At 57.3% G+C, this 13,120-nt stretch carries 13 protein-coding genes; 9 read left to right on the top strand and 4 right to left on the bottom strand.

The window, feature by feature from the left end:
- Positions 1–38 precede the first annotated feature (38 nt).
- Positions 39–779, top strand: coding sequence for a YebC/PmpR family DNA-binding transcriptional regulator (locus AC2FJZ_RS03560; protein WP_050602913.1), 741 nt, complete (start codon positions 39–41; stop codon positions 777–779).
- A gap of 146 nt (positions 780–925) precedes the next feature.
- Positions 926–2,206, top strand: coding sequence for an MFS transporter (locus tag AC2FJZ_RS03555; protein WP_496776073.1), 1,281 nt, complete (start codon positions 926–928; stop codon positions 2,204–2,206).
- Between the two features lie 11 nt (positions 2,207–2,217).
- Here the strand turns inward: AC2FJZ_RS03555 and AC2FJZ_RS03550 are convergent, their stop codons facing one another.
- Together AC2FJZ_RS03550 and AC2FJZ_RS03545 are read right to left on the bottom strand one after the other, a co-directional pair.
- A complete protein-coding gene (locus tag AC2FJZ_RS03550) occupies positions 2,218–2,907 on the bottom strand; it encodes a nitroreductase family protein (protein ID WP_496776072.1) in 690 nt (229 codons plus the stop codon).
- Between the two features lie 27 nt (positions 2,908–2,934).
- Complete coding sequence (locus AC2FJZ_RS03545) at positions 2,935–3,828, bottom strand: LysR family transcriptional regulator ArgP (RefSeq protein WP_050602910.1); 894 nt, start codon at positions 3,826–3,828, stop codon at positions 2,935–2,937.
- Between the two features lie 87 nt (positions 3,829–3,915).
- Here AC2FJZ_RS03545 and AC2FJZ_RS03540 point away from each other — a divergent pair, with 87 nt between their 5' ends.
- The 7 genes from AC2FJZ_RS03540 (at position 3,916) to AC2FJZ_RS03510 (ending at position 10,388) form a co-directional block, all read left to right on the top strand.
- Complete coding sequence (locus tag AC2FJZ_RS03540) at positions 3,916–4,515, top strand: LysE/ArgO family amino acid transporter (RefSeq protein WP_050602909.1); 600 nt, start codon at positions 3,916–3,918, stop codon at positions 4,513–4,515.
- Positions 4,516–4,594: 79 nt separating this feature from the next.
- Complete coding sequence (locus tag AC2FJZ_RS03535) at positions 4,595–5,464, top strand: DMT family transporter (RefSeq protein ID WP_496776071.1); 870 nt, start codon at positions 4,595–4,597, stop codon at positions 5,462–5,464.
- A gap of 86 nt (positions 5,465–5,550) precedes the next feature.
- Positions 5,551–6,123, top strand: a complete 573-nt coding sequence (gene betI / locus AC2FJZ_RS03530; protein WP_050603028.1) for a choline-binding transcriptional repressor BetI — start codon at positions 5,551–5,553, stop codon at positions 6,121–6,123.
- Positions 6,120–7,628: a choline-sulfatase gene (gene betC / locus AC2FJZ_RS03525; RefSeq protein ID WP_496776070.1), complete on the top strand. Its 1,509-nt coding sequence runs from the start codon at positions 6,120–6,122 to the stop codon at positions 7,626–7,628. Before betI ends, betC begins: the two co-directional genes overlap by 4 nt.
- 70 nt (positions 7,629–7,698) lie before the next feature.
- Positions 7,699–9,357, top strand: coding sequence for a choline dehydrogenase (gene betA, locus AC2FJZ_RS03520; protein ID WP_496667744.1), 1,659 nt, complete (start codon positions 7,699–7,701; stop codon positions 9,355–9,357).
- Positions 9,358–9,492: 135 nt separating this feature from the next.
- Positions 9,493–9,957, top strand: coding sequence for a thermonuclease family protein (locus AC2FJZ_RS03515; protein ID WP_496776069.1), 465 nt, complete (start codon positions 9,493–9,495; stop codon positions 9,955–9,957).
- 191 nt (positions 9,958–10,148) lie between these two features.
- Positions 10,149–10,388, top strand: a complete 240-nt coding sequence (locus AC2FJZ_RS03510; protein WP_496667746.1) for an HP1242/YdcH family protein — start codon at positions 10,149–10,151, stop codon at positions 10,386–10,388.
- Positions 10,389–10,437: 49 nt separating this feature from the next.
- Here AC2FJZ_RS03510 and AC2FJZ_RS03505 read toward each other — a convergent pair whose 3' ends face one another.
- On the bottom strand, positions 10,438–11,838 hold the full coding sequence (locus AC2FJZ_RS03505) for a helix-turn-helix domain-containing protein (protein WP_496667747.1): 1,401 nt from the start codon (positions 11,836–11,838) through the stop codon (positions 10,438–10,440).
- A 63-nt stretch (positions 11,839–11,901) separates the two neighbouring features.
- A complete protein-coding gene (locus AC2FJZ_RS03500) occupies positions 11,902–13,107 on the bottom strand; it encodes a multidrug effflux MFS transporter (RefSeq protein ID WP_496776068.1) in 1,206 nt (401 codons plus the stop codon).
- Positions 13,108–13,120: the final 13 nt, after the last annotated feature.

Here is a 13,120-nt window from a genome sequence, read left to right as displayed (position 1 = left end):
AGCGCCGAACACAAAATCACGAATGACGAGGACGCAACATGGCAGGCCACTCAAAATGGGCCAACATCCAGCACCGCAAGGGACGTCAGGACGCCGCGCGGTCCAAACTGTTTTCCAAACTGTCGAAAGAGATCACCGTTGCCGCCAAGATGGGCGACCCCGATCCCGACAAGAACCCGCGCCTGCGCCTGGCCGTGAAAGAGGCCAAGTCGAATTCGGTCCCAAAGGACGTGATCGACCGGGCCATCAAGAAGTCGCAGGCGGGCGACGGCGACGATTACGAAGAAATCCGCTATGAGGGCTACGGCCCCAACGGCGTGGCCGTGATTGTTGAAACAATGACCGACAACCGCAACCGCACCGCGTCGACCGTACGTTCGACCTTTTCCAAGAACGGTGGCAATCTGGGCGAGACGGGCTCGGTTGGGTTCATGTTCGAACGCAAGGGCGAAGTTCTCTATCCGGCGACTGCGGGTGATGCGGACACCATTTTCGAAGCGGCCATCGAAGCAGGCGCCGAAGATGTCGAAAGCTCAGAAGATGGTCACATCATCTGGTGTGCGGATACGGATCTGAACGACGTTTCGAACGCTCTGGAAACTGCTTTGGGTGAAACGGAGTCCACCAAACTGGTCTGGAAGCCCACCACCACGACCGAGCTGGGTCTGGAAGACATGCAAAAGCTGATGAAGCTGGTTGATGCGCTGGAAGACGATGATGACGTGCAGCGCGTCACGACGAATTTTGAGGCCACTGACGAAGTGATGGCTCAGCTCTAAAAAAGCAAAATATGCAATTGCGGAACCCGGCCAATCTGGCCGGGTTTTTTAGTTTCAGGACAATTCGTATGGGTTATTGGCTGTAACCCAAGATGCGCTTAGGCTGGGTGGGTGTTGAACTGTGGAAAGACGCGACCCCAAGATCCATGACGTCCAAGAAACCTGATACTGCCAAACGCAATGTGCCGGTTCTGACCGGGCAGAGTATTGTGTCTCAGGTTGCGTGGACCTTGGGCAGCCCTTCGGTGGTATTGCCGTTTCTGGCCGTGTCTTTCGAACTGCCGATGTTCGTGGCAGGCGCGCTGGTTTCGGTGCGGATGGTCGGCAGCATGATTTCCGATTTTTTTCTGGCGCAACCTGTCGCGGCAAAATCGCAGAAAAAACGCGCCATTGCTCTGACCGAAGCTGTTATCGGCGTCTGTCTGGTACTGGCGATGGCCGCAGCTGCGACCGGGGTCGTTCCGTTGATTGCGGTGATCTTCGTTTCGGTGTTTTTTGTGATTGGTCTGGTGGACGAGGTTCAAAACCTGATGTTCACTGATCTGCTGGGCGATCATGTCCATTCACGATCACGCATGGCGATGCAGTACCTGCAACTCGGATGCGGTGGGCTATGCGCCATCGGCCTTGCCTTGCTTGTGCATCAGATCACCAAGGAAAACCCGCCGTTTTCGCGCCATTCCACAATGATCGGCGTGTCAGTTGCGTTTTTTATGCTCTCGGGGCTTTTGATGCTGGCGATGACTGAGAATGCGCGCTCTGTCGAACCAGTAAAGAGGGCTGAAACCAAGCCGAGGTTGTCGTTTAAGGCCAATGTTCAGGGTATTCTGAACATGTTCGATTACCCTTGGTTTCGGCGTTACATGGCTATGCGTATGCCTTTGGTAGCTGTCTCGCTCTCTGTACCGTTCTTCGCCCTGATCGCGGCAGAGGCGCATCACAGTTCGGCAAAAGGTCTGACCGCGATGATCGTGTCTTCTGCTTCAGGTTATCTTGTTTCAGGGCCTTTGTGGCAATTCGTGAACATGAAGTCCCATCGCGCTGTCATGATGGTTGGAACCCTGATGGTGGCCGCCACCGGAAGCGTCCTTTTGGCGTTCCACTATTTGGGCATCGATCACGATGTGCATCTGCATGCCATCGCTTTGTTTGTTGTCACCGTGGCGGTGACGGGGATCAGCAGTTCGCGCAAACTGTATTTTCTGGACATCGCGCCCAAGGATCTCCGCGTGCAGGGGTCAGCTGCGGTCAAATCAATTGCCCGTTTGTCAGCGGTGCTTCTCTCGGCGGCATTGGCCGCAGTTGCCCATATGCATGAGGTCGCATTGGCAGTCGCCTTCATTGTCGCCGTCAGCCTGGCGTCCTGCGTAACATGCTATCTAATGATGCAGCCTGTCCGGAAAGACGCATCCCAGCCGCAGGAGTAAAGCGCGTGTTCTCAGAAGAACGACGAGATCTCGTCCAGCGGTTTCTTCAGCTTTGCCACTGCAGGCACTGTCGCGGTTTCCGAAGAATGCCCAACTGCGATGATCATCGTCGGTTTTTCTGATGCGGGCCGGTCCAGCGCGTCGTTCAGAAACCGCATCGGATTCGGGGTATGGGTCAAAGTGCTGAGCCCCGCGTGGTGCAGAGCAGCCAGCAGAAAGCCGGTGGCAATGTTTACGCTTTCCGGCACGTAGTAATTCTTATATCGCGTCCCATCGTCGAACTGTCCCCAGCGCTGGGCGAAAACCACGATCAGCCAGGGGGCGATGGTCAGGTGCTCTTTGATTGCATTGGTGCCGATGGGCTCAAGCGCTTTGATCCATTCATCACCTGCGCCGCCCGCATAGAACCTGCGTTCTTCTTCCTCGGCTTCCTCGCGGATGCGCTGCTTTAGGTCAGGGGCCGAGATCGCGGCAAAGTGCCAAGGTTGATGATTGGCGCCAGAAGGCGCGGTGCCCGCCGTGCGCAAACACATTTCGATCACGGTGCTGTCGACGGGGCGGGGGCTGAAATCCCGCACCGTATGGCGCTGGCGCATCTTGTCGTAAAAGGCCTGTGCCGCGTCTAGCATGTCTGCATCGCTGATCTCGCACCGGTCTGGCAATGGAATTGGATCATAGCTGAGAGCATCGCGTGAGAACATCGGTTCCTCCGAAATTGGGGTGTGCGATCAGTTCGCGCTTGGGGGCAGCAGGACCTGCTTTGCGGCACGTTGAACCGCATTTGTAAGTGGTTTGAGGGCAGGCGCAAGTACGCGCCCAACCTGCCAGCTGAGGGAAATGTCCAGCGGAGCATTTGCAGCGATGGGACGCAACAGCCCCTGATCCAAGGCGTCTTGGGCAAGGGCCGCAGGGTTCATGCCCCATCCGAGCCCGGCAATCGCCGCATCCACGAATCCGTGCGAGGACGGCAGGAAATGAAACGGGGGCGACAGGTGAGGGGCGATATATTGGGACAGCCACGCCTTTTGCAGACCATCCTTTTGGTTGAAGACAAGGCAGGGTGCTTTGCCGAGCGTGCCCTCGGTCACGCCGTCCTTGAACCACGTGTCGATGAAGGCCGGACTGGCTGTGGGTAAGTATCGCAGGACACCCAGCGCTGTCACGTTACACCCCGTAACGGGGTGCCCGCCAACGGTGACAGCGGCGCTGACCTCACCTCGTTTCAGCCAGTCTGCCGAATGATCCTGATCGTCGATGACGAGATCGAACAGCATATTGGGCACTTGCGCCATTGCATCGACAAACCACGTGGCCAGTACATCGGCGGGCACAGCAATGCGAACACGCGCCGATCCCGGATCCGTTTCCAATGCCAATTCGCGGGCCAGTTGCGCCTCAAGCAGTCCGACATCCTCAGCATAGCGGGCAATGCGCAGCCCTGCCGGCGTTCCGGTGCATGGCGTACCCCGATGGATCAGTGATGCCCCAATCCGGTCCTCCAGTGCCTTTATCCGTTGGGAGATGGCTGAAGGCGTCACAGCCAATTCCGCCGCTGCTGCGTCAAAACTGCCATGACGTAGAATGGCTGACAAAGCAGACAGGTGGTGAGGGTCCAGAAACATTAGTGGAACTTAATTGAGGGTAACATCTTTAATTTGATAGATCGTGCCATGGGGCTTAGTCAACGTTGGGAATTCGCAGGAGGTCCCATGCCCACATCCATGATCGCCGGTTTCGCACTGGGTTTCAGCCTGATCCTCGCGATCGGGGCGCAAAACGCCTTTATTCTGCGGCAGGGGTTGCGGCGAGAGCATGTTTTCATTCTGTGCCTGACCTGCGCGGTATCTGATGCTTTGCTGATTGGTGCGGGCGTGGCTGGATTTGGCACTCTGGCGCAGGCGATACCATGGTTCGAAACCGTGATGCGCTATGGCGGAGCCGCATTCCTGACTTGGTATGGGCTGCGTAGTCTGCAGTCGGCTTGGCAGGGTGGCGCGGTGATGGAGATCGGCAATGGCCAGCGCACCAGCCTGAAAGCCGCGCTTCTTACGGTGCTCGCGTTCACTTGGCTGAACCCGCATGTCTATTTGGACACTGTAGTCCTGATCGGTTCAATCTCGGCGCAGTATGACGACCGTCTTGGGTTCGCTCTGGGTGCGATGTTCTCCAGCTTTGTGTTCTTTTTTTCGCTTGGGTATGGCGCGGGCATTTTGTCGCCCGTTTTTACACGACCACGGGCGTGGCAGGTGCTGGATGTGGGGATTGGCGTTGTCATGCTGGGTATCGCACTGAAACTTGTTATCATGTGAAGGGTTGTCCCGGGTCTGGTTTCAGTGTTCAACCTATGGCATGACCTCACACACCGCTTCGTCACGTCCCCTAGCAGGCATGTTCTGGATGTTTTCCGCCGGGCTGTCCTTTGTTGTGATGACGGCATTGGTGAAGTCCCTGGGCACGACCATGAACCCGATCCAGGCCGCGTTCCTGCGATACGTTCTGGGGCTGGTGTTCTTACTCCCGGCTTTGCGGTCGATCATGGCAACCAAACTGACACCCCGGTTGTTGACCCTGTTCGGAGTGCGTGGGGTCGTTCATGCGGTTGCGGTAATGCTGTGGTTCTTTGCCATGACCCAGATCCCGTTGGCTGAAGTCACTGCCATGAACTACATGACGCCGGTTTACGTGACTTTGGGGGCAGCCCTGTTTCTGGGTGAAAAACTGGCCTTTCGGCGGATAGCCGCAATTCTGGTAGCTTTGGTCGGGGTACTGATCATCCTGCGGCCAGGATTTCGAGAAGTGTCAGCAGGCCATTTGGCTATGCTGGGGACGGCCCTGACACTGGGTGGCTCTTATCTTTTGGCCAAGCTGCTGGTGCGGGATGTGCCACCTTCGGTCGTCGTGGCGCATCTGTCGATTTGGGTGACGCTTGCGCTGATCCCATTTGCTGTGGCCGTCTGGACTCAACCCAGCTTGCATGATCTCGGGGTTCTGTTTCTGGTGGCCTGTTTTGCGACAGCCGGGCACTATCTCATGACCCTCGCCTTGCAGGCCGCGCCGGTGGCGGTCACGCAGCCGATCACGTTTCTTCAACTGATCTGGGCCACATTGCTGGGCGCTGTTGTGTTCCACGAAAGCGTCGATGTTTGGGTCGTTGCCGGTGGCACATTGATCCTGTGTGCCGTCAGCTTCATCTCATGGCGCGAAGCAGTCCTGAACCGTCGAGACTTGACGCCTCCGAGTATTGCGCCGAAGCTGTGAGGTCGGCACGCTTCGGATTTTCATTAATTGACGAGTCAATAAAAATCCCTTAGCTTGGCATCGTGATGCTTGCTCAGGGGGAAGTGATGCCGAAAGTCGGAATGGAACCAATTCGCAGGGATGCGATTGTCCGTGCGACGATTGCAGAATTGGGCGTGCAGAAATCCCTTGATGTGACTGTCAGCCAGATTGCAAAGCGCGCGGGCATGTCCAGTGCACTGGCGCATCACTATTTCGGTGGCAAGGATCAGATATTTTTGGCTGCCATGCGTCAGATCCTTTCGGATTTTGGTGATGAAGCGCGGGCCAAACTGAAGGCGTCTGCTCCGGAAGGTCGGGCACAGGCGATCATTGAGGCGTGTTTTGCCCCCTCGTGTTTCACACCCGACGTGATCGCTGCATGGATGACCTTCTATGTTCTGGCGCAAACCAATGAGGATGCACTGCGTTTGTGGCAGATCTATCAGGCACGCATCCGTTCAAACCTGATATACGCTTTGCGCTCCAAGATGCAGGATCCCGTTGAAGCCGCCGAAAACATGATCGCCCTTATTGACGGGTTGTATATCCGCGCGGCTCTCAGCGCGCCGGAAGAACCACAACTGGCCGTGACACACGCGATACGCGTGCTCAACACTCTGCTCGAGGCTGAAAAGTGACTAAACCAAACATTCTTATCCTGATGGTGGATCAGCTCAACGGGACCCTCTTCCCCGACGGTCCCGCTGATTGGCTTCATGCCCCGAACCTGAAGAAGCTAGCGGAACGGTCGACCCGGTTTGCCAATGCTTACACGGCGTCGCCACTCTGCGCGCCGGGGCGGGCCAGCTTCATGTCCGGTCAATTGCCTTCGCGCACCGGCGTCTATGACAACGCAGCCGAGTTTCGCAGCGACATCCCCACCTACGCACACCATCTGCGCCGGTCAGGATATTACACATGCCTTTCGGGCAAGATGCATTTTGTAGGTCCGGATCAGATGCACGGGTTCGAGGATCGCCTGACCACTGATATCTATCCGGCTGATTTCGGCTGGACCCCGGATTATCGCAAACCGGGCGAGCGGATCGACTGGTGGTATCACAACATGGGGTCTGTCACCGGTGCTGGCGTTGCCGAGATTTCCAACCAGATGGAATACGACGACGAGGTTGCCTATCACGCCAAGGCCAAGCTTTATGATCTGGCGCGCGGCAAGGGTGATCGCCCATGGTGTGTGACCGTCAGCTTCACCCATCCGCATGATCCTTACGTCGCCCGTCGCAAATACTGGGATCTGTACGAGGATTGCGAGCATCTACAGCCCGAGGTCGCTGATATCGGCTACGGCAATCAGGACCCGCACGCCCAACGTATCTTCGACGCCAATGACTGGCGCAGTTTTGACATTACCGAAGAAGATATCCGCAAATCCCGTCGCGCCTATTTTGCCAATATCTCCTATCTGGACGACAAGATCGGCGAAATCCTAGAAGTGTTGGAAACGACCCGGCAAGAGGCGATCATTCTGTTTGTCTCGGATCACGGCGACATGCTGGGCGAACGCGGCTTGTGGTTCAAAATGAACTTCTACGAAGCCTCGGCGCGCGTGCCGCTGATGATTTCGTCCCCGGATATGCCTGCTGGGCGGATCGATACACCGGTTTCGACCATCGACGTAACACCAACCCTTGGGGCATTGGCAGGTGTAGACATGGATGAAATCGCGCCGTGGACGGATGGTGAAAACCTCGTGCCGCTAGCGAAAGGCGTCGAACGCACAGCGCCAGTAGCCATGGAGTACGCGGCCGAGGCGTCTTACGCGCCGCTGGTTTCGCTGCGCTATGGCAAGTGGAAATACAACCGCTGCGCGTTGGACCCTGATCAGCTGTTTGATCTTGAGGCCGACCCGCACGAAATGACCAATCTGGCAGACAGCCCCGAACATGCGGGTACACTGCAAACCTTGCGCGCAAAGTCCGAAGCCCGCTGGGATTTGGATCGTTTCGACGCTGATGTCCGCGCCAGCCAGGCAAAACGCTGGGTCGTGTACGAAGCGCTGCGGCAAGGCGGATATTACCCATGGGATTATCAGCCGCTGCAAAAAGCGTCTGAACGCTACATGCGCAATCATATGGATCTGAACATCGTAGAGGAAGACGCCCGGTTCCCGCGCGGCGAATAACCTCTTCACCTTTGTGAAAATACCCCCGCCGGAGGCGTCCAACCTTCTTGGCGGGGCAGGAGTTATGGAAATGGAAGCAGATTTTGTCATCGTTGGCGCAGGGTCCGCAGGCTGCGCAATGGCGTATCGCCTAAGCGAAGCCGGGGCCTCGGTTCTGGTGATTGAACACGGTGGCACCGACGCAGGTCCGTTCATTCAGATGCCGGCGGCTCTCAGCTACCCCATGAACATGTCGCGCTATGATTGGGGCTATCAGTCCGAACCTGAGCCGCACCTGAAGAACCGTCGTCTGGCTTGTCCGCGCGGCAAGGTGATCGGCGGCTCGTCCTCAATCAATGGTATGGTCTACGTTCGCGGTCACGCGCGTGATTTTGACACATGGGCCGAGATGGGGGCAGATGGCTGGTCTTATGCGGATGTGCTGCCTTACTACAAGCGCATGGAAAGCTGGCACGACGGAGGTCACGGCGGTGATCCGACATGGCGGGGTACTGATGGTCCGCTTCACGTCTCGCGTGGCCCTCGTGACAACCCTTTGTTCAAGGCGTTTGTCGATGCAGGCCAGCAAGCTGGTTACGAGGTGACAGGCGACTATAACGGTGAAAAGCAGGAAGGCTTTGGCCCGATGGAGCAGACCGTCTGGAAAGGACGGCGCTGGTCGGCGGCAAATGCCTATCTGAAGCCCGCTCTCAAACGCGACAATTGCGATATCGTACGGGGCCTTGCGTCTCGGGTCGTGATGGAAAACGGTCGCGCCACCGGTGTCGAACTGATCCGCGGCGGCAAGAAAGAGGTGATCAAAGCCCGACGCGAAGTGGTATTGGCGGCGTCGTCGATCAACTCGCCCAAGTTGCTGATGTTGTCCGGCATCGGCCCCGCCGCGCATCTGGCCGAGCATGGGATCGATGTTGTGGCGGATCGTCCGGGGGTTGGCGCAAACCTGCAGGACCATCTGGAGCTTTACATCCAGCAGGCCTCGCTGCAGCCAATCACGCTGTATAAACACTGGAACTTGGTCAGCAAGGGTTTGATCGGGGCGCAATGGCTGTTTACGAAAACCGGCTTGGGGGCATCGAACCAGTTCGAAAGTGCGGCTTTCATCCGGTCGAAACTGGGGGTCGAGTATCCGGACATTCAGTACCATTTCCTGCCCATCGCCGTGCGTTATGACGGGCAGGCGGCTGCAGAAGGGCACGGGTTCCAGGCGCATGTTGGCCCGATGCGGTCCCCGTCGCGCGGGGCAGTTACGCTGCGATCGGCAAAAGCCACGGATGCGCCGGTGATCAGGTTCAACTACATGAGCCATGAACAGGATTGGGAAGATTTCCGCACCTGTATACGTCTGACCCGCGAAATCTTTGGCCAGGACGCGTTCAAACCCTATGCAGGCAAAGAAATCCAGCCGGGTTCTGCTGTGCAAACGGATGAAGAGCTGAACGCCTTTATCTCGGAACATGCCGAAAGCGCCTATCACCCTTGCGGCACCTGCCGAATGGGGCGTGCGGATGACAAAAACGCCGTGGTCGATCCCGAAGGCCGTGTCATCGGTGTGGATGGGCTGCGCGTTGCAGACAGTTCGATCTTTCCTCAGATCACCAACGGCAACCTCAACGCGCCGTCAATCATGGTGGGCGAGAAATTATCGGATTCCCTGTTGGGCAAGGACCCGCTGCCCAAAGCCAATGATCGGCCCTGGATTCACCCAAACTGGGCATCTGCGCAGCGTTAACCTTTTGGCGTGCCTCCGGTTGAATATGCGTGATTTCAAGCGCATATCGGGGGCATGTTAAGGATTTGTTTAGCTTTTGTTCTTCTTTTGCCGTGCGTAGCGCTGGCTGCAGAACGACTCACGGGTCGGGTTCATGTGATTGATGCCGATACCTGGGATGTGGGCGGCGTTCGGGTTCGATTGCATGGAATCGATGCCCCTGAGTTGGACCAAACCTGTCAGGATGCCAAAGGCTCACACTGGCCGTGCGGTGCCTGGGTTACGCAGGAGGTTCGGCAGCAGTTTCAGGGAAAAACAGCGCCCTTCATACCGTTAGATCGCGATCGCTATGATCGTATCGTCGCAAATTGCACGGTTAGGGCTCAGGATGCGGCGGATCAACTCGTGCGGCAGGGATTGGCCTTTGCTTATCGCAAGTATTCCTCTACCTATGCGGGTGCTGAAAAGGACGCAAAGGCGCGACGTGTCGGACTGCATCAGCAGAAGGTTCAGGTGCCTTGGGTGCATCGGACGGCAGGAAAGTCCAGATCGTCCGATGCGTGCCGGATCAAAGGGAACATCTCTGCCAAAGGTGACAGGATATATCACCGGCCGGGCTAGAACTTCTATGCCAAAACCCGGATTGATACGTCCAAAGGCGAGCGTTGGTTTTGTTCCGCCGCTGAGGCACGCGCTGCCGGGTGGCCCGCTTCGAGACGTTGAAATCTGCATGAAATTGATCCGCGTCAAAGCGAGTGCAGCCAGACGCATCTACGACTGATGTGCAACGACTTATTATGGAGCGAACAGATATGTCCCACACCCCGCATGAACTGGCCGAAGAGTTTCCGGACAAGGTCGAACTGATGAGCCAGCTCAAGCAATCGGACGCGCATTTTGCCCGGCTGGCCGACGAGTACCACGAAGTCAATCGTGTGGTGCACCGGGCGGAAACCAATGTCGAGCCTATGGAAGAACTGGCCGAAGTTGATTTGCGCAAGAAGCGGGCAGCGCTGAAAGACGAAATCTGGGCGATTTTGTCCAAAGCCTGATCACAGTGCCGGGGGCAGCGCCCCCGGAATACGCCTTGCCTGGTCAAGATCAGGTAACTTCGTAGGGCAGGGTGCCACGAGTATGGGTGTCAATGCTTAGACGACGCTCAAGCGGAGGAACCGAACGCTGGTGGCAATTCTGCCGTTCGCAGATGCGGCAGGAGATACCGATAGGCTCGTAGGCGCTTGCGTTGTTGATATCGAGGTTGTCGGCATAAACCAGCGCGGGCGCATGGCGCACCTCACACCCCAATGCGATTGCATACCGCCTGACGGGCGCACCGAATGATCCCCCGGATTTCGACACATCCCGCGCCAGCGAGATATAGCGCACCCCATCCGGCGTTTCCGCCAGTTGCCGAAGGAAATGACCGGGCGTTTCAAAGGCCCGATGTACGTTCCACAGGGGGCACGCGCCACCAAACCGTGCAAATTGCAGACGGGTGGCCGAGTGCCGTTTGGTAATCGTTCCGGCCTGATCAACCCGGACGAAAAAGAAAGGGATACCCTTTGCTCCGGGGCGTTGAAGCGTCGACAATCGATGAGCAACCTGCTCGATCGAAGCGCCGAACCGATTGCTGAGCAGTTCCAGATCGTGGCGCTCTTCCTGCGCGGCGGTCAGGAAGGTGGAATAGGGCATCAATGATGCGCCGGCAAAATAGTTGGCCAGGCCGATCTTTGCAATTGACCGGGCCTCGTCGCTTTGGAACTTCGCAAAATCCAGCGTCGCTTCCAACAGTTTGTCCTGGCTGATCAAGGCAACCTGCAACAGCAATTGGAACACTTGTGTTTGCGGCGCGGCGCGTGACGATAGACGCAGTATCTTGCTTTCGGCGTCATACGTGCGCAGGGGTGCAATGTCTGAAAATATCACCTGTATGCCGCGTTCCGTCAGGCTGTTCAAAGCGGCCTGGCGGATGTTCCCAGGCCCGTCTGCCCGGTTGGCAAACAGTTCCGCCGCCCTGTCCACAGCGTCGATATAGTTGTCGCAGTAGTGAAAGAAATCCCGCACTTCCTCCCATGGGCTGGCCTGAATGCGGGCGTCTTCGCGACCCAGTGCTTCGTCCAGTGACGCAAGGCGTTCGTGGGTTTGGCGGTAGGTTTTGTGTAACTCGATGAATGCGCGTGCCAGGGCGGGTGCATTGGACGCCGTCAGGCGCAAATCAGCCAGTGGAGGTTGGATATCGGCAAACACCGGATCGGCCAATGCCTCGCGCATGTCGGACACAAGTCGTTCGCTGTCACCGGTGCTCAGCTCGGTCACGTCCATGCCGAATTCCTGCGCCAGAGCCAACACAACCGTTGTTGAAATCGGTCTGTTGTTGTTCTCCATCTGGTTCAGGTAAGGCAGGGAAACACCCAGCTTGGCTGCGAATTCCCGTTGCGTCAGGGTCAGGCGTGTGCGCATCTCGCGCAGCTTTGCACCCGCATAGAGTTTTTGAGTCGCCATTGGGGGCCTTTGCAAGTATTCTAAATCCGAAGACTAACTTTGCAAACTGGTCTGCGCAAGCTGTCAGAGCCCCAATTGCCGTTCCCGTCGGATGACGGCCGCGATGGCGCAAATGGCCAGAAGGGCGGTGGTCAGCATCAGCCACAACAGCGGCATTGCGCCGGTTTCGTGGGTCAGCAGTGCGCCTGCCAATGCGCTGAGTCCCGCGCCGCCGCCCAACATGATGGCGCCACTCAGGCCCGACGCTGTTGCCGCCAGATGGGGGCGAACTGATAGAGCGCCCGATGTTGCATTGGGAATGACCATGCCGTTGCCCACACCGACAAAGGTCATAAGTCCAAAAAAGCTGAGCGCGGTGCCGCTGCCTGCAAGAAAAAACAGGGCTGACAGGGCGACACCGAAGGCGTTCAACAGGCTGCCCCAAAGCACCATGCGATTTACCCCGACTCGCACGGAGTAGCGCCCGCTGATAAAGTTTCCCGCAAAATATCCGACGGCTGGCGCGCCAAAATAAATGCCGACCTGAGCGGCGCTTAACCCGAACAATTCAGTGCCGATGAAGGGTGCGCCGCCCAGATAGGCAAAGAACGCCCCTGACGAGAAGGCACAGGCTAGCGAATACCCCCAAAAGCGGGGCGAAGTCAGCAACTCGGGGTATTCTTTGAATTGCTGTACAAGGGATTTCCCGCTTTTAGCGGCCGTTTCGCCGAAATCCGTGAATGTCAGGAACAAAGTTAATGCGCCGATGGCAAAAGGCAGCCAGAAATTGGCTTTCCAGCCAAGCGTCTCTTCCAAAATGCCGCCGATAGCGGGGCCGATCATGGGGACCACGGCCATGCCCATGGTCACATAGCCGATCATCGAAGCCGCCTGATCTTGGTCATACATGTCACGTACTGCGGCACGGCTGAGAACCATGCCCACGACCACAACCGCCTGGCACATCCTGAAGATCAGAAAAATTTCGGCGTTGGGCGCATAGATACACCCCAGGGTTGCCAGCAGGAACAGCGCGAGCCCCCAAAGCAGAACGGGTCTGCGACCTGCCTTGTCTGCGAGCGGTCCAATCACGATTTGCAGAACGGCGTTGATCAGCAGGTACAAGGCAATCGACAGCTGCATGACCTTGTAATCGGTTTCGAAATACAGGGCCATATTGGGCAAGCTGGGCAGGAACAGGTTCATGCTCAGGGCGGACAGGCCCGAAAGCAAGACAAGCGTTGCCAATGTAGGTGGTGTGCGCGAAACGGCGCCAGAGCTGAACTGCATGGTTCACATGTAT

Source organism: Ruegeria sp. CDSA079, from assembly GCF_059612245.1.
The sequence above is the reverse complement of the archived record's forward strand: the minus strand, read 5'-3'. Positions and strand labels throughout refer to the sequence as shown.

Excerpts from the sequence above, each read along its gene's own strand:
- AC2FJZ_RS03545 (WP_050602910.1), bottom strand. The coding sequence starts at position 3,828 with ATGTTTCTGGACCCTCACCACCTGTCTGCTTTGTCAGCCATTCTACGT.
- AC2FJZ_RS03505 (WP_496667747.1), bottom strand. The coding sequence starts at position 11,838 with ATGGCGACTCAAAAACTCTATGCGGGTGCAAAGCTGCGCGAGATGCGC.
- betA (WP_496667744.1), top strand. The coding sequence starts at position 7,699 with ATGGAAGCAGATTTTGTCATCGTTGGCGCAGGGTCCGCAGGCTGCGCA.
- AC2FJZ_RS03560 (WP_050602913.1), top strand. The coding sequence starts at position 39 with ATGGCAGGCCACTCAAAATGGGCCAACATCCAGCACCGCAAGGGACGT.
- AC2FJZ_RS03540 (WP_050602909.1), top strand. The coding sequence starts at position 3,916 with ATGCCCACATCCATGATCGCCGGTTTCGCACTGGGTTTCAGCCTGATC.
- betI (WP_050603028.1), top strand. The coding sequence starts at position 5,551 with ATGCCGAAAGTCGGAATGGAACCAATTCGCAGGGATGCGATTGTCCGT.
- AC2FJZ_RS03550 (WP_496776072.1), bottom strand. The coding sequence starts at position 2,907 with ATGTTCTCACGCGATGCTCTCAGCTATGATCCAATTCCATTGCCAGAC.
- AC2FJZ_RS03535 (WP_496776071.1), top strand. The coding sequence starts at position 4,595 with ATGTTCTGGATGTTTTCCGCCGGGCTGTCCTTTGTTGTGATGACGGCA.
- AC2FJZ_RS03555 (WP_496776073.1), top strand. The coding sequence starts at position 926 with ATGACGTCCAAGAAACCTGATACTGCCAAACGCAATGTGCCGGTTCTG.
- AC2FJZ_RS03510 (WP_496667746.1), top strand. The coding sequence starts at position 10,149 with ATGTCCCACACCCCGCATGAACTGGCCGAAGAGTTTCCGGACAAGGTC.
- AC2FJZ_RS03500 (WP_496776068.1), bottom strand. The coding sequence starts at position 13,107 with ATGCAGTTCAGCTCTGGCGCCGTTTCGCGCACACCACCTACATTGGCA.